The 21,898-nt window shown below is 71.4% G+C and carries 24 protein-coding genes and 1 pseudogene; 8 read left to right on the forward strand and 17 right to left on the reverse strand.

Translation table 11 applies throughout. The features are described 5' to 3' along the window. The first annotated feature begins 219 nt into the window (after positions 1-219). Positions 220-1,038, forward strand: coding sequence for a lipase family protein (locus ACIRQ7_RS07865; RefSeq protein WP_404260799.1), 819 nt, complete (start codon positions 220-222; stop codon positions 1,036-1,038). Between the two features lie 93 nt (positions 1,039-1,131). On the opposite strand, the gene ACIRQ7_RS07870 is transcribed toward ACIRQ7_RS07865, so the two are convergent. The 3 genes from ACIRQ7_RS07870 to ACIRQ7_RS07880 form a co-directional block, all read right to left on the reverse strand. Then, positions 1,132-1,704 carry a TetR/AcrR family transcriptional regulator gene (locus ACIRQ7_RS07870; RefSeq protein ID WP_404260801.1) on the reverse strand — a complete coding sequence of 191 codons (573 nt, stop codon included), beginning with the start codon at positions 1,702-1,704 and terminating at the stop codon, positions 1,132-1,134. A 71-nt stretch (positions 1,705-1,775) separates the two neighbouring features. Beyond that, positions 1,776-3,221, reverse strand: a complete 1,446-nt coding sequence (locus ACIRQ7_RS07875) for an amidase (protein ID WP_404261339.1) — start codon at positions 3,219-3,221, stop codon at positions 1,776-1,778. Between the two features lie 4 nt (positions 3,222-3,225). Further along, a complete protein-coding gene (locus ACIRQ7_RS07880; protein WP_404260803.1) occupies positions 3,226-3,537 on the reverse strand; it encodes a hypothetical protein in 312 nt (103 codons plus the stop codon). 193 nt (positions 3,538-3,730) lie between these two features. Here ACIRQ7_RS07880 and ACIRQ7_RS07885 point away from each other — a divergent pair, with 193 nt between their 5' ends. Further along, positions 3,731-4,693 (forward strand): MBL fold metallo-hydrolase, encoded by a 963-nt coding sequence (locus tag ACIRQ7_RS07885; protein WP_404260805.1) that lies wholly within the window; start codon positions 3,731-3,733, stop codon positions 4,691-4,693. A gap of 37 nt (positions 4,694-4,730) precedes the next feature. On the opposite strand, the pseudogene ACIRQ7_RS07890 reads toward ACIRQ7_RS07885, so the two are convergent. From ACIRQ7_RS07890 to ACIRQ7_RS07910, 5 genes and pseudogenes are all read right to left on the reverse strand, one after another. Beyond that, a pseudogene (locus ACIRQ7_RS07890) lies at positions 4,731-4,979 on the reverse strand (DUF4345 family protein); the annotation flags it as partial. 339 nt (positions 4,980-5,318) lie between these two features. Beyond that, the gene (locus ACIRQ7_RS07895; protein WP_404260807.1) at positions 5,319-5,648 is read right to left on the reverse strand and encodes a hypothetical protein; all 330 of its coding nucleotides are present in this window, start codon (positions 5,646-5,648) and stop codon (positions 5,319-5,321) included. Positions 5,649-5,720: 72 nt separating this feature from the next. Continuing rightward, on the reverse strand, positions 5,721-6,347 hold the full coding sequence (locus ACIRQ7_RS07900) for a methylated-DNA--[protein]-cysteine S-methyltransferase (RefSeq protein WP_404260808.1): 627 nt from the start codon (positions 6,345-6,347) through the stop codon (positions 5,721-5,723). Then, a complete protein-coding gene (locus tag ACIRQ7_RS07905; RefSeq protein ID WP_404260809.1) occupies positions 6,344-6,868 on the reverse strand; it encodes an RNA polymerase sigma factor in 525 nt (174 codons plus the stop codon). The genes ACIRQ7_RS07900 and ACIRQ7_RS07905 overlap by 4 nt, the downstream gene beginning before the upstream one ends. A 116-nt stretch (positions 6,869-6,984) precedes the next feature. Beyond that, positions 6,985-7,569 (reverse strand): methylated-DNA--[protein]-cysteine S-methyltransferase, encoded by a 585-nt coding sequence (locus ACIRQ7_RS07910; protein WP_404260810.1) that lies wholly within the window; start codon positions 7,567-7,569, stop codon positions 6,985-6,987. 349 nt (positions 7,570-7,918) lie between these two features. Here ACIRQ7_RS07910 and gntA point away from each other — a divergent pair, with 349 nt between their 5' ends. After that, positions 7,919-8,578, forward strand: coding sequence for a guanitoxin biosynthesis heme-dependent pre-guanitoxin N-hydroxylase GntA (gntA, locus tag ACIRQ7_RS07915; RefSeq protein ID WP_404260811.1), 660 nt, complete (start codon positions 7,919-7,921; stop codon positions 8,576-8,578). Between the two features lie 69 nt (positions 8,579-8,647). Here gntA and ACIRQ7_RS07920 read toward each other — a convergent pair whose 3' ends face one another. The 3 genes from ACIRQ7_RS07920 to ACIRQ7_RS07930 form a co-directional block, all read right to left on the reverse strand. Then, positions 8,648-9,493: an endo alpha-1,4 polygalactosaminidase gene (locus ACIRQ7_RS07920; RefSeq protein ID WP_404261341.1), complete on the reverse strand. Its 846-nt coding sequence runs from the start codon at positions 9,491-9,493 to the stop codon at positions 8,648-8,650. Positions 9,494-9,612: 119 nt separating this feature from the next. After that, the gene (locus ACIRQ7_RS07925) at positions 9,613-9,948 is read right to left on the reverse strand and encodes a hypothetical protein (RefSeq protein ID WP_404260813.1); all 336 of its coding nucleotides are present in this window, start codon (positions 9,946-9,948) and stop codon (positions 9,613-9,615) included. Between the two features lie 217 nt (positions 9,949-10,165). Continuing rightward, complete coding sequence (locus ACIRQ7_RS07930; RefSeq protein ID WP_404260815.1) at positions 10,166-10,891, reverse strand: ribonuclease H; 726 nt, start codon at positions 10,889-10,891, stop codon at positions 10,166-10,168. Positions 10,892-10,992: 101 nt separating this feature from the next. Between ACIRQ7_RS07930 and ACIRQ7_RS07935 the strand changes: the two genes are divergently transcribed. Together ACIRQ7_RS07935 and ACIRQ7_RS07940 are read left to right on the forward strand one after the other, a co-directional pair. Continuing rightward, complete coding sequence (locus tag ACIRQ7_RS07935; protein WP_404260816.1) at positions 10,993-11,445, forward strand: hypothetical protein; 453 nt, start codon at positions 10,993-10,995, stop codon at positions 11,443-11,445. A 16-nt stretch (positions 11,446-11,461) separates the two neighbouring features. Next, positions 11,462-11,908, forward strand: coding sequence for a hypothetical protein (locus tag ACIRQ7_RS07940; protein ID WP_404260817.1), 447 nt, complete (start codon positions 11,462-11,464; stop codon positions 11,906-11,908). A gap of 32 nt (positions 11,909-11,940) precedes the next feature. Here ACIRQ7_RS07940 and ACIRQ7_RS07945 read toward each other — a convergent pair whose 3' ends face one another. From ACIRQ7_RS07945 to ACIRQ7_RS07970, 6 genes are all read right to left on the reverse strand, one after another. Continuing rightward, the gene (locus ACIRQ7_RS07945; RefSeq protein WP_404260819.1) at positions 11,941-13,755 is read right to left on the reverse strand and encodes an acyl-CoA dehydrogenase; all 1,815 of its coding nucleotides are present in this window, start codon (positions 13,753-13,755) and stop codon (positions 11,941-11,943) included. A 112-nt stretch (positions 13,756-13,867) separates the two neighbouring features. Then, positions 13,868-15,682, reverse strand: coding sequence for a sulfatase (locus ACIRQ7_RS07950; protein ID WP_404260821.1), 1,815 nt, complete (start codon positions 15,680-15,682; stop codon positions 13,868-13,870). A 166-nt stretch (positions 15,683-15,848) separates the two neighbouring features. Beyond that, a complete protein-coding gene (locus tag ACIRQ7_RS07955; protein WP_401468666.1) occupies positions 15,849-16,040 on the reverse strand; it encodes a DUF6381 family protein in 192 nt (63 codons plus the stop codon). Between the two features lie 75 nt (positions 16,041-16,115). Beyond that, on the reverse strand, positions 16,116-17,039 hold the full coding sequence (locus ACIRQ7_RS07960; protein ID WP_404260822.1) for a helix-turn-helix domain-containing protein: 924 nt from the start codon (positions 17,037-17,039) through the stop codon (positions 16,116-16,118). Between the two features lie 59 nt (positions 17,040-17,098). Continuing rightward, positions 17,099-17,335 carry a DUF397 domain-containing protein gene (locus tag ACIRQ7_RS07965; RefSeq protein WP_401468661.1) on the reverse strand — a complete coding sequence of 79 codons (237 nt, stop codon included), beginning with the start codon at positions 17,333-17,335 and terminating at the stop codon, positions 17,099-17,101. A 273-nt stretch (positions 17,336-17,608) separates the two neighbouring features. Further along, the gene (locus ACIRQ7_RS07970) at positions 17,609-18,454 is read right to left on the reverse strand and encodes an SAM-dependent methyltransferase (RefSeq protein WP_404260823.1); all 846 of its coding nucleotides are present in this window, start codon (positions 18,452-18,454) and stop codon (positions 17,609-17,611) included. Between the two features lie 303 nt (positions 18,455-18,757). Here ACIRQ7_RS07970 and ACIRQ7_RS07975 point away from each other — a divergent pair, with 303 nt between their 5' ends. The 3 genes from ACIRQ7_RS07975 to ACIRQ7_RS07985 all read left to right on the forward strand — a co-directional run bounded on the left by ACIRQ7_RS07975 (position 18,758) and on the right by ACIRQ7_RS07985 (position 21,803). Beyond that, on the forward strand, positions 18,758-20,080 hold the full coding sequence (locus tag ACIRQ7_RS07975; RefSeq protein ID WP_404260824.1) for a DUF5685 family protein: 1,323 nt from the start codon (positions 18,758-18,760) through the stop codon (positions 20,078-20,080). 66 nt (positions 20,081-20,146) lie between these two features. After that, complete coding sequence (locus ACIRQ7_RS07980) at positions 20,147-20,833, forward strand: alpha/beta hydrolase (RefSeq protein WP_404260826.1); 687 nt, start codon at positions 20,147-20,149, stop codon at positions 20,831-20,833. Between the two features lie 133 nt (positions 20,834-20,966). Further along, positions 20,967-21,803, forward strand: coding sequence for a class I SAM-dependent methyltransferase (locus tag ACIRQ7_RS07985; RefSeq protein WP_404260827.1), 837 nt, complete (start codon positions 20,967-20,969; stop codon positions 21,801-21,803). The last annotated feature ends 95 nt before the right edge of the window (positions 21,804-21,898 follow it).

The following is a 21,898-nucleotide window of genomic DNA, read 5'->3' on the forward strand; positions in this document are numbered from 1 at the left end:
GTGCGCGCCGCAGGAACGGGCGCACGCGTCACACGGGCCGACGGTTCACCTCACACGGCCCCGCGGAGCGCGTCACTCGGTCCGGTGACAGGGCAAGTGCGTTCGGATGATTCGCCGCCGGGGCGCAGCCGGCTGGGGGCCTGCGCCTGGCACGTTGGCGAGCGGAGGGGCGACGCCGCCCCGACCACCACCCCCACTGCTTCAGCTGGAGGAACCTCCGTGCCTGTGACTGCTCTTGACCATCACGCGACCGGCTACAGCCTGGGTCACGCGTACTGGCTCGCCCGCGCCTCGGAACTCGCCTACCGGAATGAGGAGGCCGTGCAGCGGCAGGCCCGGGAATGGGGCTTCGACCGTGTGCGTCACCACCGCACCACCTTCCAGCCGCCGTTCCCGCTGCAGGACACGCAGGCGTACACCATGGCCGGCGACAGCATGATCATCACGGCCTTCCGTGGCACCCAGCCGGTCGAGATCCGCGACTGGCTCTCGGACATCACCACCCCGCCGTGGCCCGGCCCCGGGGAGAAGGGCTACGTGCACTACGGGTTCGCCGAGGCCCTCCAGTCGGTCTTCCCCGCGGTCAAGGAGGCGCTGAGCGAGTTCCGCGACAACGGGCAGACCGTGTGGTTCACCGGGCACAGTCTGGGCGGCGCGCTGGCGATGCTGGCCGGCTCACGCCTGTACTTCGAGGACCCGAAGCTCCTGGCGGACGGGATCTACACCTTCGGTCAACCGCGCACCTGCGACCGGGAGTTGGCCGCCGCCCACAACTCCGCGTTCACCGATCGCATGTACCGCTTCGTCAACAACAACGATGTCGTCACGCAGGTGCCGCCCGAGCCGGTCTTCCACCACGTCGACGCCATCCGCTACATCGACTCCCGAGGCCGGATCCACGAGTCGATGCCGCTGCTCGGCAACCTCGCCGACCGGGTCAAAGGCCGGACGGCCGACGTCTTCGCCCCTGCCGGAGACGGGATCCGCGACCACTTCATCAACAACTACGTGGCTGCGCTGGAGGGGAACCTCTCCTGACGCCCCCGGGGGCCCGCGCCCCCGGGCCCCGTGTCGCCCCGGTCTCCGTCGCGGGTCCGGGGCGGCACGGGGCGCGGGCGCCTCGGACCCGCGTCACGGCAACGGCATGAGCCGGTAGAAGACGGTGGCCACCAGGTCGCGCGCGTACCGCGCTTCCAGGAGCCCCGGACGGAAGAGGATGCGGTACATCATCGGGGCCACGACATGGTCCATCACCGTCTCGGTATCCGGCACGTGTTCACCGCGCTGAGCGGCACGCGTGAGGATGGCCTCCACCTGTTCCACGGCGTAGGCGGAGCACTGCCCCGCGTTTCCGCTGTCCGGGTCACCGGCGAGCGCGTCACGGATGTAGGAGCGGCCCGGCGGGGAGGACATCTCCTCAAGGAAGTCGGCGGCCCAGTGCTCCAGGTCCTCGCGCAGATTGCCGAGGTCGGCCGGTGGCGCCTCGGGGCGCAACCGCTCCACCGCGACGTCCGCCAGCAGTTCGTGGAGGTCTCCCCAACGGCGGTAGATCGTTGACGGGGTGACGCCCGCGCGGGCGGCGATGTGGGGGACGGTGAGGTCGGCTCTCTTCTGTTCGGCCTGGAGCTCGCGCACCGCCGCGTGTACCGACTGCTGCACGCGGGCGCTGCGCCCTCCGGGGCGGACCGTTGGTCTGGGGCTCACACCACCACCTTAACGCAAATTCATTGCCCGATTCTGCCCTGGCGGGAAACCCCTGCCGCCGCACCCCCGCCCTACGGGGTGAGCCCCCGCGCTACGGGTGAGGCGGGAACGGGGCGACGAAGTGCGTCGGAGGTGTGGGTTGCCTCGTACGCGCGGCCGACCCTCAGGATCGTCGCCTCGTCGAGCGGCCTGCCCATGAGCTGCATGCCGACGGGCAGCCCCGTGCGGTCGAGGCCGACCGGGAGGGAGAGCGACGGGACGCCGGTGATGTTGGCCGGGGCGGACAGCCGGACGTACGTGTCCGACACGCTCTCGTCGGTTCCGTCCGGCCATTCGACCGTCTGCTGGTCGCTGCGGGCGGCGGTGGAGGTCACGGTCGGCGCGGCGATGGCGTCCACCTCGTGGAACAGCTGCGCCCACGCGCGCCGCATGAGCGTGCGGGACCTCTGGGCGCGGAGGTAGTCGCCGGCCGGAACGAACTCGCCGGCTTCCAGCAGGGTGCGGACCTCGGGCGAGTACAGCTCCGGGGACGTGCGCAGCGTCCGTTCGTGGAAGGCTGTGGCCTCCGGGACCATGAGCCCCCATTGGGTGGCCTGGATGTACTCGGTCATCGGGATGTCGACGTCCACGAGGTCGGCTCCGAGTGCGCGCAGCCCGTCGATGGCGCCGCGGACCGCGTCCTCCACATCGGGTGCGACCCGGTCGAAGTAGTAGTTGCGGGGGACGCCGATCCGCAGTCCGGCCAGGGTCCCGTCCGTGCGGCGCGGGCGAGGGAGGGGTGAACTGCGCCGGCCCACCCGGGAGTTCGAGGAATCCATGGGGTTCGGGGCGGTGTCCCCGACGAGGGCGGCGAGGACGAGTTCGGCGTCCTCAGCGGTGCGGGTGATCGGGCCGACATGGTCCAGTGACCACGACAGGGGCGTCACTCCGTGCGCGGAGACGAGGCCGTAGGTGGGCTTGAGGCCCACGACGCCGTTCAGCGCCGACGGGACGCGGATGGATCCGCCGGTGTCCGTGCCCAGGGCGAACGTCGCTTCACCCGCCGCGACCGCCACCGCCGAACCGCCGCTGGAGCCACCGGCCACACGGTCGGCGGCCCAGGCATTGCGGGTCTGCGGAGTCGTCAGCCCGTAGGCGAACTCATGGGTGTGGGTCTTGCCGAGCAGCACCGCCCCGGCGGCGCGGAGCCGCGCCGCGACCGTGCTGTCGCTGGCCGCCGTGTGGTGCGCACGCACCCGGGAACTCGCGGTGGTCGGCAGCCCCTCGACATCGATGAGGTCCTTCAGACCCATCGGTATGCCGTGCAGCGGGCCGAGATACCGACCCGCGGCGATATCCCGCTCGGCATGCGCGGCCGACCGACGGGCGGCCTCCGCGCGGACGGTGACGTATGCCCCCAGCCCCCCTTCCAGCGCCTCGATCCGCTCCAGCACCGAGCCGGCCAGTTCGACCGGGGACAGTTCCTTGGCCGCGATCGCGCGCGCCGCCTCCGCGAGCGTCAACGCATACGGCTGCACGGGTTCATACGGCTGCATCGGTCCGCCCCTCCTCGCGCGCCGCGCGCGATGTGCCGTAGGGGCTGTCCGGGAAGATGTCGCCGGACGCGACCAGGGGGTCATACGGCGTGGCCGGGGCGTCGTGGGGCGCTGCCGGGACGTCGTACGGCGCGGCCGGGGCGGTCTCCGCGAAGTCGAGGTCGCGCAGGGGGCGCAGGACGGTCTGGATGTGGTGCGCGGTGGCGGCCACCAGGTCGAGCCGGTCCGCCTCCAGGGGGAGGCCGGCCAGCTGGGCCCAACGGGACACCTCTCGCGGGGAGAGATCCGTGACGGTCATCGGTGCGTCCTTTCGAGACGGGGGGTGCGCAACGTTCAGCCGCAAACGCTGATTATTTGCGTTAGTGGACCGTACGACATACCGTCCACTAAGGCAAAGACGCAGCTTTAGTCGTCTCGGCGGGCCACTCAGCGGGGCTGCACCACTCCCCGACCGCACCACGCCCCCGTACCGCACCCTCAAGGAGCCACGGATGACCCAGCGCACGTCCTCGCACACCACCGGGGAATCCGCACCGACCTGGGCGGTGGGCGACCTGCTCGTCCACCGCATCGATGAAACGCCGCTACCGCCGCAGACCGGCCCATGGCTGCTCCCCGCCGCCACACCCGACGTCGTGCGCAGCACACCGTGGCTGCAGCCGCGCTTCGCCGCGCCGGACGGTGTGCTGCGGCTTGCCAGTCACACCTTCGCCTTCGAGGTGAACGGCTTGCGCGTCCTCGTCGACACCGGGATCGGCAACGGCAAGCCGCGGACCAACCCGGCCTGGAACCAGCTGGACACCGACTATCTCCAGCGGCTCACCGCAGCGGGCTTCGCGCCCGAAAGCGTCGACCTGGTCATCCTGACCCACCTGCACACCGACCACGTCGGCTGGAACACCCGCGACGACGGCGGCACATGGGTCCCCACCTTCCCCCACGCCAGATATCTGACGTCGCGCATCGAATGGGACCACTGGGCGGGCGCGGACATGGACGAGCCCCGTCGGCAGATGTTCCGCGACTCGATCCACCCGATCCGGGACGCCGGTCTGCTCGATCTGATCGACGTCGAGGACACGGCCGAAACGGACGGCCCCGGCGCCGCGCCCGGCACCGAAGTGGCGCCCGGGATCCGGCTGTTGCTCACCCCCGGGCACACTCCGGGCCAAGTGGCCGTGGAGCTGCGCAGTCGCGGTCGGTCGGCCGTCATCACCGGCGACTGCATCCACCACCCCGTGCAGCTGGGACACCCCGAGATCACCAGTTGCGTGGACATCGACCCCGAACAGGCGGTGCGCACCCGCCGCCGGCTCCTCGCGCTGCTCGCCGACACCGGAACTCTGCTGCTGGGCACCCACTTCCCGCCCCCGACCGCCGGAGTCGTCCGCTCCGAAGGGAGCGACTACCGGCTCGACGAGGAACCCGCCCGCCGCGGCCCCACCGCCACCTGACGGGCGGAAGAGACGAGAAGCAGGACCGGCCGGGGCATCACGCCGTAGGAGTCTCCGGAAGAGCGAGCGGCGCGTTCCGCGCGGTGACCGCCGCCGCGGTGCGCGCCCGTTGGTCGGCTGCCGCGATCGGGAGGAAGACCGCGGGAATGGCGAACTCCACTGCGGTCAGGACGGTGGGGAACCAGTGCGGCTTGTCGCGGCCGGCCAGGGACACGACGCGGGCCACGCCGCCGACTCCCATGGTGCCCGCGACGAAACGCACGGCGTCGGCGGAGATCGGGGCCCGGCGAGCGGCGTGGACTCATGCGAGACCGTAGGCGCCGAAGAGCCGTTCCCGGGAGTCGATCGTCGCATGGGGCTCACCGGCGCCGGGCACCGAGCGAACCCCGGGCGTCGAGTGGTAGACGCCGATGGCCGTGCAGACGGACGCCGGTGGTCATGGCGAGCGACTTCAACACCCGAGTCACCGCTGACGCTCCTGTCCCGTGTCCGGCCCGAAGGAGAGTTCCTCCAGGGCGTTTTACGGTACGCGCCGGTCCGGCAGCGCCGATGCGCCGACAGGATCCGGAGGATGCGCGGCACCAGGCCGCGCGGGAGCCGTGCTCCGCGCCGGTACCGCGTCGCGCTATCGCGCCGGATGGCTCGTGCCACCCGTGCCATCCGGGCCGCCCCTGCCGTCCGTGTCGTCCGATACCCGTGCCAGCCGGAAGGGACCGGCCGCACCGGGGCCGAACATCGCGGGCAGGGTGTCCCCCTGCGGCACGACGACGAGCGGCTGGTCGCCGTACTCCCTGAGGAAGTTCTCCAGTGGCTCCCAGATGAGGCTCTGGTATCCCAGCTCGGTCCGTTGGTGGTCAAAGGAGAGCGTCAGCGCGGAGCCCATGACGGTGACACTCACGGCATCCACCTCCAGCCAATCTCCGCCGATCCAGGCTTCGAGCCTCACGTATGACATGACGCAAGGGTGCCTCCTGCCGCACCACACCCGCAATCGGCCCCTGCTGCCGTCGCGCCGTGCAGCCGCCGTTCACGCGGCTCCCTCCATGTCCAGGAGAAAACGCTTCGCCTCGACGCCGCCGGCGTACCGGCCCATCGAACCGTCGGAGCGCACCACCCGGTGGCAGGGAACGATGAGCGGTAGCGGATTGGTCGCACAGGCCGTCCCCACCGCCCGGACGGCACGGGGGTTCCCCGAGGCCAGGGCCACCTGCGCGTAGCTGGCCGTGTGTCCGTAGCCGATGTCCGGGAGGTGGGTCAGGGCGCTGCGGCGGAAGCCCTTCGACAGGCGCCAGTCCAGTGGCACGTCGAAACGGCGCCGGTGACCCGCGAAGTACTCGTCCAGCTGGCGGCTGGCCTCGTCGAGTCGCGCGGGGGCGCGCAGCAGGCGCGGGCTGATCGTGTCGGAGAGCTGGGCCAGCACCGCCGCATGGTCCTGGATCTCGAAGGCGACCTTGACCAGGCCGTCCTCGGTCGCCGCGAGCAGCAGCGAGCCGATCGGGGTGTCCAGGGTGCGGTAGGCGACGTCAAGGATCCCGGCGTCGTCGGCATCATCGGCCAGCCGGGAACGCAGCCGGGCCAGTGCGGCGTCGTCGGTGCGCTCGGACAGTGCCGCGGCGAGGGGCTCGTCGCGGGGGCTGGACGCATGGCTCATCATCGTTCGGTCCGTCCCATCTGGTCGGTCTGCTCGGGCCGGTCGGGCTCGTCGGTCAGGGGGTAGGTGGCGCGCAGGGTCTTGATGCCGTCCGCCGCCGCCCTGCGCGCCGCGTCGGTGGTGCCGCCGGTCAGGGCGGCGATCTCCTTGTAGGGCAGGCCGGCCAGATAGTGGTACGCCACGGTCTTGCGCTGGCGGTCGGGAAGCGCCTTGAGAGCGCGCCACAGGTCCGGGTCCCAGTCCTCCGGACGGCCGGTGCGCACCGGCCGCTCGGGCACCGCGTCGACCGGCGTGGGCCGGCGGGCGTCGGCCCGGGTGATGTCCACCGCCTTGCGGTGCGCGATGGTCACCAGCCACGCCTCGACATGGGCGTCGTCGGGCAGCTCGGGGTACGCCTTCAGGGCGGCGAGGAACGTCTCCGACCAGGCATCCTCCGCGTCGTGCGGCCCTACGACCGCACGCACGACGCGCAGCACCATGGGTCCATGGTCGGTCACGATCTGTTCGAACAATGGCTTGCTCACATCTGGTAAACGATCCGGGCGCACCGAACGTGAGGTTGCCGAATGAGGTCGCCATGTGACGTCGGCACATGAGGTCGGTACGTGGGCAGCCGTCGTCGGAGGATGAAGGCCCCTCCTCAGAAGAGCCGGGCAGCCATCTCGGCGGTGGGCTCTTCGAGCGCCAGCAGGAAGCGCTTGCGCTCCAGCCCGCCGGCGTACCCCCGCAGGCTCCCGTCGGCTGCGACCACCCGGTGGCAAGGAAGGAGGACGGACAGCGGATTGAGGGCGTTGGCCGCGCCGACCGCCTGGGCCAGGGCCGGATCCCCGAGACGGCGGGCCAGATCCCCGTACGACAAGGTCTCGCCGTACGGGATCGACGTCAGGAGCTCCCAGACCCGGCGGGAGAAGTCCTCGCCCTGCGGGGCGAGCGGCAGGTCGAACTCCCGCCGCTCCCCGGAGAAGTACTCCTTGAGCTGCTGCCGGACCGGCTCGAAGCCCTCGTCGGTGCGGGTGCCGAAGGTGTCCGCCGCCGGCCGGCGCTGGTGGCCCTCGAAGTACAGGCCCGCCAGCGCGCCCTCCTCGGCGACCACGGTCAGCTCCCCCAGCGGGGAGTCGACGATCGTGTGCGTCCTCATCACCTGCGCCCCCATCGCCCGCGCACCCTCCGTGTGCGTACGCGTCGCGTGCGTCGTCATCTGCGGACCCGTCGTCTCCGTACTCATGGTGCTCTCCTCGCTCCCTGTCACCGGCTCACGCGTATCACTGCACGGCACCGCGTATGTCTGCGTCCCCGTACATCAGGAAGACGTCGTGGCGACGGCGAACGTGAGGTGTGCTGCGGCGCCGACCGGGAGCCGGTGAGTCCGGTCGTCACCACGGTTTTCCCGTCGCGACGGGGGGATGGCGCGGGGCGGGCGCAAAAGCGGTCGGAAGGGTGCATAGGGAAGCGTCGGCGGCGGCGTCGGCGCGCGGGTTTGGTCCTGTGTTGACGAACAGGCCATGCCCGTTCTTCACTGCCATGGTCCCCCCTACGGGCTACGCCCCCGATCAAAGGTCCCAAAGGTCTTGAACATGCCGCTGGAAGCCACCGCCACCACTGAGGTCGAGCAGTTTCTGCTCGGCGATTCCTTTCCCTGCCTGGCCGGTCGTTCGGCTTGGCGGCAAGGTGGCATCACCCATCACCATTACACGTGGTTCGGGGATGACACGGCGGCTCAGCAGATGACAACTGACCTTCATGCGTACGTGCAGGCCGTGGACTGGGAAGCCAAGCCCTTCACCAGTTTCGTGGCCACCTTCTCGGGCCCGCTGGACCTGTCGGAGACCGATTTCGAGCACCTGATGTGGCAGCAGCTGCAGGCTGTCCACGACCACGACAGCCTGTCGCACGCCTGGGCCGACGGCTATGACGCCGACCCGTCGTCCGGCGCCTTCGCCTACAGCGTCGCGGGGCATCCGTTCTTCGTGATCGGGCTGCACGAGACGCACAGCCGGATCGGGCGCCGCCCTCCCTTCCCGATGCTCGCTTTCAACTCCCACGCCCAGTTCGACCGCATCAAGGCGGCCGGCTTGTGGGAGCGGCTGCAGGAGAAGATCCGCAAGCAGGACATTCTGCTGCAGGGCGGCATCAACCCCAACCTCTTGGAGTACGAGAAGCTCTCCGAGGCCCGGCGCTACTCGGGTCGGCCCAAGCCGGCCGACTGGGCGTGCCCCTTCTCCGCCCGGGTCTGATCCCGAAGCGCTCCGCGAGCACCGGGCCCGTCCTCAAGGGCGGGCCCGTCTCTCCGTCCGTCCGGCCTCTCAGCAGGACCGGCGGACATAGCCGTCCGTACCGGCGGGGCGGACGTCCCGGTCGCGCAGGGTGACGGACAGGGACGCCCCCCACGTACGGCAGGCCGCGACGAAGTCCTTCCGCACGTACTCGATGTCGAAGATCCTGCCGTCGTAGGCGTCGCTGAAGTCCGGGCACTCCTTGTAGCGGGCGCATTCCTCGACGACGGCGAAGTCGAATCCGATGTGCGAGCGCCGGGGCAGCAGGTCGGCGGTGTTCTTCTGGGCGATGGCCAGGTGCTGCCGGTGTGCGCGCTGAGCCAGCAGCCGGGCGAAGGCGGCCGCGTGCCTGCTGGTGAGCTTGCCGTCGGATCGTTCGTAGGAGTCGAGGTTGTCCGGCTCCACCGCGTCGTAGCCCGCTGTGGCGCAACCGTCGATCCACGGCCCGACGATGTCCATGAGCGCGGTGCGCCGGGGCGCGGTCGAGATGTCGAGCAGGGGCTCGTCCCAGTCCTCGTCGACGATCAACTCGCCGTCGTCATCCGTCAGAAGCAGGTCCGGGTGGTGCTTCTTCCACCAGGTGACGGCCTCGCCGGGCTGCGTCTGGAAGGCGTTCACGTAGCAGATGTTGTAGCGGCCCTCGGCGGGCTCCGCGCTGCGGTCACGGGAGACCGCCCGCACCGTGCCGGAGGGCGAATACGGGCCGCCGAGCTGGTAGTCGAAGTCCGCGTTCGCGTCCGGCATCCGTACGGGCTTCGGGGTGCTGCCACCGTCCGGCTTCGCGCCGGTGGCCGAGCACGCCGTGCCGCCCAGCGTCAGGAACAGGACAAGAGCGAGGGCGCCGGCGGTGCGGGCGGGAGGAGGGAACACGGCCAGAGCCTACGTGCGAACGGCGCAACTCCCTGGCCACGGGCCCGCGTCCGGCTCACTTCCGGCTCCTGGTCGGCTCGCGCCCCGTCTGCACCCAGCGCGTGTGACGCCCGTCTGCCGCCCGGTCAGGGCACGTTGACCTGCTTGACGAACGCGCCGGGGTGCGTGCCGGGGTGCGTGGCGGCCGACTGGTCGAGGCCGGCACCGCCGTGCGGCCACCGCAGCGGGAAGGGCTGCCTCTCGTTGGGGACGCGCCTGGCCGTCGAGCGCCCCCCGAAGGCCGCGGGGTTCCAGGACGTCGAGGCGTCCGAGGAACCGGGTTGGGCACCGGACGCCGCGGGGGTGGCCCCCGCCGCGTAGGACTCGCTGTCATTGCAGACGGCGAGCACGAGCGCGGCGGCGGCGATCAGCGTGGCGGCGACGGTCTTGCGACCGCGGTGGAGCGTGGTGGGCTGCGACATGGGGTCCCCCTGGACGTTTCCTGCGCGGGGCCTTCTCGCCCCCCGTGGAAACCACCGTGCCCGGGGCCGCTGATGCTCCGCTAACGCGTCGCCAACGCCCCGGCGGCACCCCGTTCGCCGCGCGCCGGAAGGGACGGCGCGGACACGTACTGGGGTCTGTCGTGTGGATCACGCCGGACCCGGCCAGCCGCGTCACCAACCTCTCCGGACAGCACACCTAGCTCCCGTCGGCCGGCGCCGTGCGGCAGGTCGGGTGGCCCCAGCCGTCCGGGTTCTTGGCGATGGGTTCGCCCGCCCCGTACGAGCGGCCGCAGCGGCAGCGGCCCGGGAACTTGGCGTTGAGTGTCCGCGTCGACTTCGCCGCGGTGCGTTTGCGCGGGGCGGCGTTCCTTTCCGCGGCTCCGGAGGCGTCCTTGCGGGTGCCGGCAGGTCGTACGGCGTCGGACGCGGGCGGCGGCGGGGAGCCCTGGGCGCTGCCCGCGGGCTCCTGGACGATGGCCGCACGGCTCGCCGCGCGGTCGGCGAAGTCGTTGAGGGGGTCGCCGTCCACTTGGTGCGCGGGCACGTACCGGAACTCCACGGAGCGGCCGGCCAGCAGCGCGTCGATGCGCATGACGAGGTCCTGGTTGGCGACCGGTTTGCCGGCGGCCGTCTTCCAGCCCTTGCGCTTCCAGCCCGGCAGCCAGGTGGTGACGGCCTTCATCGCGTACTGGGAGTCCATCCGGATCTCCAGCGCGACGGCCGGGTCGACTGCCGCCAACAGGCGCTCCAGGGCGGTGAGTTCGGCGACGTTGTTCGTCGCCGTGCCCAGCGGGCCCGCCTCCCAGCGGGCGGGGTTCTCCTCGTTGTCGGCGATGACCCAGGCCCAGCCCGCCGGGCCGGGATTTCCCTTCGAAGCCCCGTCACACGCGGCGATCACACGTTCAGTCATGCGTCCGATCATCCCAGTCCGCGGCGGTCGCGAATGCCGCGGGCCCGCCTGCGGGGTGCGGCCGGGCTCCGGTCCGGCCGGGATTGTCAGTGACCTTGGGCAGACTGACGTACATGACCTCTCCGTGGACGCTCCTCGGCGTTGATGCGGCCTTGCGTGGCAGCTGGGCCGCCGACACCTGCTCCCCCGACGACCTCGACCGCGCGGGCTGGCATCCCGGCAATCCCGCGTGGGGGCATTGCGACATCACCGCTCTCGTCGTGCACGACATATTCGGCGGACGTCTTGTGCGGGGCGAGGTGCACGCCGCCCATGGCGAACAGCAGGGCTTCCATTGGTGGAATGCCCTGCCCGGCGGCGTCGAACTCGACCTCACACGCGAACAGTTCCGGGACGGCCAGGTCGTTTCCGCGGCGTGTGCGCTCGCCCGCCCGGTGGGGCCGCTGCCACACCGCTGGGCGGAGTACCTGCTGCTCCGTGAGCGGGTGGCCGCCCGACTCGGGTCCCTGCCCGGCCCGGCCGGCGGCTCGTCCTCCGGCGGGCCCGAGGAGCCGCGCGATATTTAGACAAACGGGGTGAATCATGTCCGATCGTGGGCCCGCGGGGCCGTCGTCGGTCCGCCCGGCGGCCGGGGAACGCGCGCCGGACTGCGGGGGCCTGGTGCGCGGGATCGCGGCCTTCCCGGTGCGGCTGTTCGACCTGCTGAGCGGGGTCGATCATGTCCTGCTGCGGTATGCGGACGCCGAGGAAGCGGCCGACGGGCGGCTCCTCGCCTGCGCGCGGCAGGCGAGGGAGGAGATGCGGGGCCGGCTGCGAATCTACGCGGTTCTCGCACCCGGTGTGCTGACGGACGGCGGCGGGGAGCTGCCGCCCACCGTGCATGACGGCGAGGGCGCATTCCGGCAGCGCTACGCCGCCCGCGGCGCCGAGGGTTTCCTCGTCCGGCCGGACGGTCACCTCGGGCTGCGCTTCGACCTGAAGGACCCCGGGCAGCTGTCCGGCCATCTGCGCACGGTCCTCGGCGGCTGACCCACGCAGGGACCGGACCGGCCCCGCGCCGCTCAGAAGCAGTCGGTCTCCATGTCCACCGCTGTCCGGTCACGCGCCTCCAGAAGATCGAACTGCGGCCCCGTGCGCGGGAGTTCGTAGCGGAAGAAGTAGCGGGTGGCCTGCCGTTTGCCCTGGTGGAAGGGTTCTCTGCGGCTGCCGCAGGCCAGGTACTGCTCCAGCCAGATCCAGGCCAGCACGGTGTGCCCGACGGCCTCCAGATAGAGGGAGGCGTTCGCCAGCCGGGCGGTGGCGCCGGAGTCGTCGGGCTCATGGATGCGGGCGGTCACCGCCATGATGCGGTCGAGCGCCTCCTGCAGCTGCGCGCCGAACCCGGCGGCTTCGCCCGCGGCCGCGCGGGCGCGTTCGGCGGTGGCGCTCAGGGTGGCGCGCAGCAGTTCCAGTCCGGCGCCGTCGTACATCACGACCTTGCGCCCCAGCAGGTCCAGGCCCTGGATGCCGTGGGTTCCTTCGTGGATCGGGTTCAGGCGGTTGTCGCGGTAGTGCTGCTCGACGTCGTATTCGCGGGTGTAGCCGTAGCCGCCGTGCACCTGGATCGCCAGGTCATTGGCGGCCAGGCACCACTGCGACGGCCAGCTCTTGGCGATCGGGGTGAGGACCTCCAGCAGCAGCTGCGTCCGCCCGCGGTCCGCTTCCTGCCCCGCGGTGGCGAGGTCGTCCAGCAGCTTGCTGCAGTAGAGGATCAGCGCCAACGCGCCCTCGGCGTAGGCCTTCTGTGCGAGCAGCATGCGCCGTACATCGGGGTGGTCGATGATCGGCACCTGTGGTGCGGCCGGGTCCTTGGCGGCGACCGGGCGGCCCTGGGTGCGGGCGCGCGCGTAGGAGAGGGACTTGAGATAACCGGTGTAGCCGAGCGCCGTGGCGCCCGCGCCGACCCCGATACGGGCCTCGTTCATCATGTGGAACATGTAGGCGAGGCCGCGGTGGGCTTCGCCGACGAGGTATCCGACGGCGCCCGGCCGGCCGCCGGGGGTGTGCGCGCCCTCGCCGAAGTTGAGCAGGGTGTTGGTGGTTCCGCGGTAGCCCATCTTGTGGTTGAGGCCGGCCAGCGCGACGTCATTGCGTTCGCCGATCGTGCCGTCGGCGCGCACCAGGTACTTGGGCACGATGAACAGCGAGATGCCCTTCGTCCCCGCCGGGCCGTCCGGGATCTTGGCGAGGACCAGGTGGACGATGTTGTCGCCGAGTTCATGGTCGCCGGCCGAGATCCACATCTTGTTGCCCGTGATGCGGTAGGTCCCGTCGTCCTGCGGCAGGGCCCGGCTGGTGATGTCGGCCAGCGAGGAGCCGGCCTGCGGTTCGGACAGGCACATCGTGCCGTGGAACCGGCCGTCCAGCATCGGGGGCACATAGGTGTCGATCTGTTCCCGGGAGCCGTGCGCGAGCAGCAGGTTCGCGTTGGCGATGGTCAGGAAGGGGTACGCCCAGGTTCCGGCGTTCGCGGCCTGGAAGAAGGCGAAGCACGCGGTGGACACGACGTGCGGCAGCTGGATGCCGCCGAGTCCCGCGTCCATGGTGGCGCCGAGCAGGCCGGTGCGGGCGAGGACGTCGAGGGCGCTCTTCACCTCGGGGATCATGTGGACGCGCCGGCCGTCGAAGGTGGGCTCTTCGGCGTCGCTGCGCTTGTTGTGGGGGGCGAACTGTTCGGTGGCCACTTCGGCTGCGAGATCGAGTACGGCGTCGAAGGTGTCGCGGGAGTGCTCCTCGAAGCGCGTCCGGGTGACCAGCGACTCGGCGTCCAGCCAGTCGTACAGCAGGAAGTCCAGGTCGCGTCGTGACAGCAGCAGCGAGGCCGGCGGTGTGGACATGTGCGCATCCCGAAATCTCGGCGGTGGGGCCGGCCGGTGGGCCGGCCGAGCGCCCACCACTCTAAGCGAGCGCTTAGTCAGAGTGGGCGACGGAGCGGCGCCTTGTCAACGTTCATCTGCCCGGCCGGTGCGCGGCGGCACGGGGCCGTGGACCGTAGGCGGTCAGAAAGCGGTCGCGGAAGGTGTCCATCCGCCAGACCGGGGCCTTCGGACCGGGCTTCAGCCCGTCCTGCCAGCCCCAGCCGGAGATCCGGTCCAGCACGGCCCGGTCATGGGCGACGATCGAGATCGGTACGTCATGGCTCGCATGGCCGCCGGTCACCGTCGGCACGGGCTGGTGATCGCCGAGGAAGACGAGCACGGTGTTCTTGTTGCCGTACTTCTCCACGTAGGAGATCAGGCTGTGCAGTGAGTACTCAATGGCGCGCCGGTATTCGGTGCGCACCTTGGCCGGGTCCTTCCAGACCTCTTCGGGGTCCTTGCCCGCCTTCTCGATGGCGTCGTAGACGGAGCCGTCGCCGACCTCGTCCCAGCCGACCGTCCTGGGGATCGGGGCCCACGGGTTGTGGCTGGAGACGAGGATGATCTCCGACATCAGGGGCGTGCGGCGCGGCCTGCCGTGCTCCAGGCGCTCGAAGGCCGCCAAGCTGTACTGGTCGGGCACCCGCGACCAGCTGAACTTCGGCCCCTTGTAGCCGAGATGGTGGGTGTCGTAGACGTGGTCGAGGCCGTAGAACCGGCCCTCCGGCCAGGACCGGGTGACGCCCGGCATGATGCCGCTCGTGCGCCAGGCGTCGGCACGCCGGAAGGCCCCGGTGAGGGTCAGCCGGTCGCTGGAGGTGACGCTGCGGTAGCGCTGCTGGTTCTTGATCCACAGGCCGGACAGGAAGGTGGAGTGGGCCAGCCAGCTGCCGCCGCCCGCTGTCGGCGAGGTGAGGAAGGCGCTGCGGGACGAGAAACCGGCCTTGCGCAGCCGACGGGTGCCGTCCGCGAGCACCGCGTCGACCTGCGGCGCCATGGCCGGGTCCTGGACCGCGCTGCGGCCGTAGCTCTCGATGAAGGTGAAGAGGACGTCCTTGCCCCGCAGCCCGGTCAGCAGCCGGTCGGGCGGGGTGTCGCGGAAGGCGTCTCCGGCGGCCTCCCTGGCGAAGGCCTGCTCGTCCTCGATGCCCGCACGCACCTGATCCGCACGGTCGTGGACGAGGTCCGCCTCGCTCCTGGAGGCGACGGGAGCCCCGGCGATCTGCGCGCCGAGCGCGAGGCAGGTGATCCAGACGGTGCCCAGCGCCAGGGTGCCGCGGGTCGCCGCGGCGCTGTGCCGGACCAGGAGGCGGCTCAGCCGGACGACCGCCAGCGTCATCAGCGCGAGCAGGGCGGCAACGAGCAGCACGATCCCGATGACCGCGCCGATCGCACCGGTTCGGCCGATCGAGTCGCTGAGGAAGTCCTCCGCGTCGTCGAAGAGGATCCAGTCGAGCACCAGGTCGAAGGGCCGGTCGAGGACGGCGTAGAAGCCCATGTCCAGGAGCTTCAGGAGCGTCAGCAGGCCCAGGCCCGCCCCGGCGAGCACCGCCGCCACCCGCCTGGCCGAGGGCGGGAGCAGGAGCAGGACGGCGGCGCCGCATATCCCCTCCACCGGGATGCGCGCGAACGCTCCGGGTGTGAGGCGATCGAGGTGGTTCGGCAGGAGCAGGGCGCTGAGCACCAGCAGGGCGGCCAGCGCCGTGAGCGCCCGTGCGGCGGCCCGAGCGGTGGCGGGGCGCTCGCCCCGGGGGCGGCCGCCGACGACGACGTCGTCCGGACCGGCGCTCGCGGCGTCACCCGCGGCGGCCCGCTGGCCCGGGACGGCGGCGTCCGGCGGCGGGCCCTCCTCGGTGGGTGCCGTGTCCGTGTGCGGAAGCCGGCCAGAGCGCGTGAAGTGCGACACCCCGATGTTCCTTCCGTGCGAGGCCCGTTGTGACATGGCGGACCAGGCTCGGGAGGTCGGGGCCGCACCTACCCGTACGGCCGGGCGGCGGCTTCCGTTCAATCAGGTGTCGGTCAGGTGCGTCCCGGGACGCGGAGAGAGCGGGCGCGGAAAGAGCGGGGGCGCCTCATTCGCTCGGGTAGATGTCCCCGCTGCCCATGCTGCTCTCCTGCTCGCTCTGGCTCTGGAGCTTGGTGGCCTTCTCCTTGAGCCGCTTGCGCTCATCGGGGTCGTTCGCTCGCTCGGCGGCCTCGTTGAGCTGCTGGGCCTTCTCCCGCATCTGCCGGACCCGCCCGCGCACTTCGTCGGAATTACCCATGTCCGTCCTTCGGTCGTGAAGGGATAGCGTCACTCCCAGCGAACCAGGTCCCGCGGCCGTCAGCACGTCGAGCGGTCAGGCGGGTCGTTCGAGCAGCGCCCGGAGGAACGCCGCGGCCTCCTGCGGGGCATCCGCCTCGGCGCTCAGCCGGTCCATGATCAGCGCGTACTGATCGATGGACTCCTGCTTGTCCAGGTAGACCGCACCGGTCAGCTGCTCCAGATACACCTTGTCCGGCAGGTCCGGCTCCCGGAAACGCAGCATGGTGATGGGCGAGCCGGCAGCAGCGTTGGCGCCCACGCTGAAGGGCGCGACCTGCAGTGTGACGTTCGGCATCTCCACCGCCTCCAGCAGATGTTCCAGCTGGGCGCGCATCACCTCGGCGCCGCCGAACGGGCGCCGCAGCACCGCTTCGTCGAGGACCGCCCACAGCCGGGGCGCATCCGGCCGCGTGAGGAGCTTCTGCCGCTCCTTCCGCAGGGCGACCAGGCGGTCGATCTTGGATTCGGGAGCGTCCGGATACCCCAGACGGCTGACCGCCCGTGCGTACTCCTCGGTCTGCAGCAGGCCGGGGAGGAACTGCACCTCGTACGTCCGGATCAGTGAGGCCGCTTCCTCCAGGCCGATGTGCAGCTCGAACCAGTCCTCCAGCACATCGCTGTACTGGTGCCACCAGCCGGAGGTGTTGGCACGGCGGGCCAATTCGACGTAATCGGCCCGCTCCGCCGGGTCCCGCACGCGGTACAGCGTCAGCAGATCCACCACATCGCGTTCCTTGAACCCCACCTGTCCGCGCTCCAGGCGCGTGATCTTGGCATGGGATCCGCGGATCGCCTGGCCGGCATCCTGACGGGATATGCCGCACTGCTGCCGCAGTTTCCGCAGCTGAGCGCCGAGCACGATACGCAGCGCCGTCGGGCCGACCTGGGGCTGCTCCAGATAGCGCCGTATCGACAGCTCGGCCGGCGGCTCGTTGCTCGGCCGCATCATGGCGGTCATGCCAACTCCCGTGGGTGACTGGACAGATGCCTCAGTCTCCCATTTGCGGCCCTTGCGGGTCAGCGCACCAACGCGTCGAACTCGCCGTCCTTGGCGCCGCCGAGGAACGCGGCCAGCTCCGCCCGTGTGTACACCAGCGCGGGGCCTTCCGGATGGCGTGAATTGCGGACCGCGACGCCCCCGTCCGGCAGTTCGGCGACCTCGACGCAGTTGCCTCCCGGTGCACTGCGCCGACTCTTCTTCCAGACCACGCCCTCGATCAGATCGGACCGCGTCCCGTTGTCGATCTCCCGCATCGCCACTGCTCCCTCGCTGCCTCGCACCCGACTGGCCGTACCTCGCCCCTCCGCGTCATTGCGTCCGCACGTACCGCTGCAATTACGCTCCATCGAATGTAATTCCAGCGGCAGTTGGGACACCAGCAGATGCGGGGGGCCGACGGCCGGATCGCCCGTGATTGGCAATTTCCTGCGGGCGCGTGGCGATTTACCGCGGGGCGTACGAGATGCGCACCCGGCGCCCGGTCGCCCAGGGCCGCGGCAGGCGCCTACCGCTCCCCCGGTGGACGTTCAGCCCTTCCGCGCCACGCCTGCGTAGAGCGGGATATCCGCATCGCCGAAGGCGTCGGCACCCAGATCGGTCCGCTCCGGGCGCCACCGCTGGACCACCTGGAGGCCGGGCTCGACCAACTCCAGGCCGTCGAAGAACCGCAGCACATCCGCCTTGCTGCGGGCGTTCACCTGGGATCCCTCGGCCTGGAAGGTGTCCGCCACCTCTTCCAGCGCGGCGGGCTCGAAGTCGTTCGTGACGTGGGTCAGCGCCAGGAAGCTGCCCGAGGGAAGCGCATCGAGGATCCGGGAGACGATGGCGTACGGGTCGTGCTCGGCCGGCAGCCAGTGCAGCACGGCGACGAGGGTCAGCGCGACAGGCCGGTCGAAGTCGAGCGTCGCGCGCAGTTCCCCGTCCTCGATGAGGGCTTCCGGCCGGCACAGATCCGCGGGGAGGTACACCGTCCGGCCTTCGGGGTGGCCGGTGTGCAGGGCCCGCGAGTGGGCCAGCACGATCGGGTCGTTGTCCGCGTACACGATCCGCGACCGGGGCGCGACGGACTGCACCACCTCGTGCAGGTTCGGCGAGGTCGGGATGCCGGTGCCGATGTCCAGGAACTGCCGCACGCCGGCCTCTTCGGCCAGATAGCGGGCCGCGCGATGCATGAACGCGCGGTTCTGCCGGGCGATCGCGGCGGCGTTGGGCAGCGCGGCGAGAGTCTTCTCCGCCGCCTTGCGGTCGGCGGGATAGTTGGTCTTGCCGCCGAGCAGCACGTCGTACACGCGGGCCGCATGGGGCCGGTCGGTGTGAAGTTCGACCGGCGGTTTGGGGCGCGCCGCCATCCAGTCGTCCCCCGGCCTCGCCATCCGCCACGCTCCCTCCGCCGCCCGGAATCCGGACGTACCGCCAACTCCTTTGTCACACTATCGCGTTGGCGAAACGGCCGGAATCGGTCCCGCACCGCTCCGGCACCGTCGCCTGTGCATCCCGCCCCCGGGGGCCGGACGGAGCCGGTCCGACGCAGCGGGAATCTTGCCGTCACCGCATCAGGGGTGTGTCCGGCCGACCGACCCGATCGATACGATTTCCCGTCGGCATCCTGTCCACTCTCAGCCGCTGCGGCCGCTGCCGACTCATGCCATGTATGCGCGCATTACGGGGGTTTTCACGTGTTCGGAATCGTCAGGCCTTGCACTCATCGCCTGTCCCAGGGGCTCAAGTCCGAGTGGATGGCCCATCTTTGCGGGCTCTGTCTCGCACTGCGCGGCGACCACGGGCAGTTCGCCCGGGTCGTCACCAACTACGACGGATTGATCGTGTCCGTGCTGGTCGATGCGCAGTCCGGCCACACGGCCGACACCCGGCGCACCGCCGGCCCCTGCCCGCTGCGCGGCATGCGGACGGCTTCGGTGGCGAAGGGCGAGGGCGCACGGCTGGCGGCCTCGGTGTCCCTCGTGCTCGCCTCGGCGAAGATCCGGGACCACGTCGCCGACCGGAACGGACTGCTGCGCCGCCGCCCGGTGGCCGCCGCCGCGCGCAAGGTCGCCGCGGGCTGGGACCGAGCGGGCGCCCGCACCGGCGCCACGCTCGGCTTCGACACCGCCGTACTGGTCGAGGCCGTCGACCGGCAGGTGGGCATCGAGCGGCTGGCCGGTCCCGGGACGCCGCTGACGGCCATCACCGAACCGACCGAGACGGCGACCGCGGCGGCCTTCGCCCACACCGCGGTGCTGGCCGGACGGCCCGGCAACGCCGCGCCGCTGGCCGAGGCCGGGCGGCTCTTCGGGCGGCTGGCCCATCTTCTCGACGCCGTGGAGGACCGCGCGGCGGACGCCGCCGAGGGCGCCTGGAACCCCCTCACCGCGACCGGCGCCGACACCGCACAGGCCCGCCGGCTGTGCGACGACGCGCTGCACGGCATCCGTCTCGCGCTGCGCGATGTGGAGTTCGCCGACTCCGCGCTGGCGCATGTGCTGTTGGTGCACGAACTGCGGCGGTCGGTGGACCGCGCCTTCGGGACCGCCGTCTGCTCCCATCAGGGACACGGGACGCCGGGACCGTACGACGGTCAGGGCGGCAACCCGTACCGGAACGAACAGGGCGGACCTCCCCGGTACGGCCAGGCGCCGCAGTACGGCGGGCCGCAGGCCGCCGGTCCCTACCCCCACGGGCAGCAGCACCTGAACAACCCTCAGAACCCCTACGGCGGCGGTCATGCCGGAGGCGGCGGCACCGGTGGCGACGGGGGCGGTGGCGGGGGTGGCGGGATGCCGCACCTTCCGCAGCAGCCCAAGAAGCCCCGCGGGTTCCTCGCCGGCTGCGCGGTCGCCATCGGCCTGTGCTGCACCTGCAAGCTCTGCTGCGCGGAGGAGTACGAGGGCCCGTGGTCGCGCAAGAAGCGCGAGGGGTGCTGTCAGAACTGCGACTGCTGCGAGGGGTGCGGCTGCTGCGAAGTCTGCCAGTGCTGCGAATGCTGTGACTGCGGCTGCTGAGGGCGAACCGCCGACCCGGCATCGCCTCCCGCAGGCCGGTGCGGCGGGCCGGGCACAATAGCGATCATGACGACGTTCGTGTTGATCCCCGGCGCCCGCTGCGGCCCCTGGCACTGGCGTCTGGTGGCGGGTGAGCTGCGCGGGCGGGGCCACGATGTCGTGACGGTCGACCTGCCCTGCGGCGATGACTCGGCAGGACTGGCCGAGTACGCGCAGGCCGTCATCGCCGCGGTCGGCGACCGCACCGGCGTCGTACTGGTCGCCCACTCCTTCGCCGGGTTCTCGGCACCCCTGGTCTGCGCGCACCTGCCGGTGGAGCTGCTGGTCCTGGTCACCGCGATGGTTCCGGCGCCGGGAGAGACCCCGGAGGGCTGGTTCGCCTCGACGCGCTGCGAGGAGATCCGCGCCGAGGCGGCCGCGCGGGAGGGCCGGCCGCCGGACGGCGAAGCCGGCCTGTACTTCCATGACCTGTCCCCCGGCCGAGCTGCCGAGGCGGCGGCACACTGGCGGGAGCAGTCCCTCACCCCCGCATCGCAGCCGTGGCCGCTGAGCGCCTGGCCGCCGGTCCCGACCCGGCACCTGCTGTGCCGCGCGGACCGGCTCTTCCCGGCCGAGATGCTGCGCAGGGTGTCGGCGGAGCGCCTGGGCTTCGCACCCGACGAGATGGACGGCGGCCACTTCCCCATGCTGTCCCGCCCGAAGGACCTCGCCGACCGGCTCGAACGCTACGGCCGCTCATCCTCCCTCCCGTAGGTCCCGCCGTTCGGATCAGGGCGGGCCCCGCGAGCCGCGACCTGATCCGGACGACAGGTCCCAGGTCCCCCCGCCCCGAGCCGGAAGTGGGGTTGAATGACCGGATACGGGCCCCCTTACGCGAGGAGCAGGCATGGCGGATGGGCAGCGGCACACCGTGAAGCTGAGCGGGGTGCCGGAGACTCTGCTGTGGAACCTCTACCAGCGTGCGTACGAGGCGCGGCGGAGCCGTCCGGTGCTGGAGGACCCGAAGGCGGTCGAGCTCGTCGACCGTATCGACTACCCCTTCGAGGAGACCTTCGGACGGCCGCACGCGCTGCTCGCACAGGGCCACGCGCTGCGGGTGCGCACCTTCGACACCGTGGTGCGGGCCTTTCTCGCCGAGCATCCCGAGGGCACGGTCGTCACGCTCGCCGAAGGACTGGAGACACAGTTCTGGCGCGTGGACAACGGCCGGGCGCGCTGGTTGTGCGTGGAACTTCCGGAGACCGCCGAGGTACGCCGTTCCCTGCTGCCGGACGGCGAACGACGGCGCATCCTGGCCCGGTCGGCGCTCGATCCGAGCTGGCGGGACGAGGTCGACGCCTCACGCGGTGTGCTGATCACGGCACAGGGGCTGCTGATGTATCTGCAGCCGCCCCAGGTACGGGAGTTGATCGCGGGCTGCGCCGAGCGGTTCGGCGGCGGGGCGCTGGTCTTCGACGCGGTGCCGCGCTACTTCAGTTCGCTCACGATGCGCGGCAAGATCCGCACCTCGCAGGGGTATTCCCCGCCGCCGATGCCGTGGGGCCTCGACGCCCGGGACCTGCCCAGGGTGCGTACGGCCCACCCGGCCATCACCGACGTACGACAAGTGCCGCTGCCGCGCGGCCGGGGCCTGTTCCACGGCGCTCCGGCAGCCGTGCTGCACCGGCTGCCGGGCGCCCGCATCCTGCTGCCACCGATGACGGTCCTCGCCCGCTTCTCCTGACCGGGCGGCTGCGCCCGGGCGGCAGCACGTCCGGACCTTCGCGTCCCGGCTCCGCGCGCCGGTCTGCGGCTGCCCGTCTGCGGGACGCCGGTCTG

The organism is Streptomyces sp. NPDC101393, assembly GCF_044767385.1.
Taxonomy (GTDB): Bacteria; Actinomycetota; Actinomycetes; order Streptomycetales; family Streptomycetaceae; genus Streptomyces.